Annotated in this window: 1 protein-coding gene and 1 pseudogene; both read right to left on the minus strand. The window is 60.5% G+C overall.

Annotated features, from left to right (window positions below):
• Positions 1-28: 28 nt before the first annotated feature.
• Complete coding sequence (locus HMPREF2935_RS02255; RefSeq protein WP_246817761.1) at positions 29-544, minus strand: hypothetical protein; 516 nt, start codon at positions 542-544, stop codon at positions 29-31.
• Positions 472-909 (minus strand): annotated as a pseudogene (locus HMPREF2935_RS13325) (hypothetical protein); the annotation flags it as partial. The gene HMPREF2935_RS02255 and the pseudogene HMPREF2935_RS13325, both read right to left, overlap by 73 nt.

Consider the following 909-nt stretch of genomic DNA (forward strand, 5'->3'; position numbering starts at 1 on the left):
CCGCAACACCCCTACCAACAAGCCGCTCTCAGCAAGGGATACGAATCTGCGTCTGCTTGAAGACAGCACTGTTACGGTCTTCCTTAGTCAAGTCACGAGCGAACACCTTACGCAGGGTGGCACCTTCTAGAGTCTTGTCAACGCCGATTCCGTCAACCTTGAGCTTGGCACGCTTGCCACGTGCCGGGGAATAGAAGTCGATAGAGCCATCCTCGTGCATCTTCTTGACTTGAAGAGCGAATGCTTGGCGACGGTCGATAATGTCGTAAAGCTCGTCACGATCCATCTCGCCAGCGGCAAACAGGGCACTAGCGTCGCGCCAGCGGGCGGGCATGCCCGGGTAGTACCAAGAGCCGTCAATAAGCTGAGCTCCGTGGTAGGTAGCCTGTAGGCCCATCTGGCCCTTGACGAGGTCGCCCATGACCTTGTAGCCCGCCTTGCGCAGCGGGATCTGCAGCTTCTCAGGCTTGCTCATCGGGTAGTAGACACGGTCGCCGATAAAGGCACCCTTCGGCACGGATTCGTCGGCGATGAGATGCTGCACGGCATCCATGGCACGATCTGCCGGCGCGTGGCCCGGCTAGTCCATTGCCATGCCGACAATGAGCTGTGGCAGGTTGTCCTGGCGGGCAGGAACGTCTGTGTGACGATCGTGGCCTCGTATGCCCAGTACATCTTCTTAGGTGCGGACTTGGCCTTGTCGCCGTTGTGATCACCTTCGCGGATGTACCAACCTGCGTCAGGGTCTGATGAGCGCTTCGGCTTGCGGTCACGCGGGTTGCCCGACTTAGCGGCGAGCACCGGGGTGCCGTCTACAGCTACGTCGCCCGACCATGCGTCTCGGTACTCTTCGGGCAAAAGGCGCACTGACGCAGGGGCCTGGCCCCCGGAAAGTGGACACGTCGGGGG

The organism is Corynebacterium sp. HMSC076D02 (genome assembly GCF_001813815.1).
GTDB classification, from domain to species: domain Bacteria; phylum Actinomycetota; class Actinomycetes; order Mycobacteriales; family Mycobacteriaceae; genus Corynebacterium; species Corynebacterium simulans.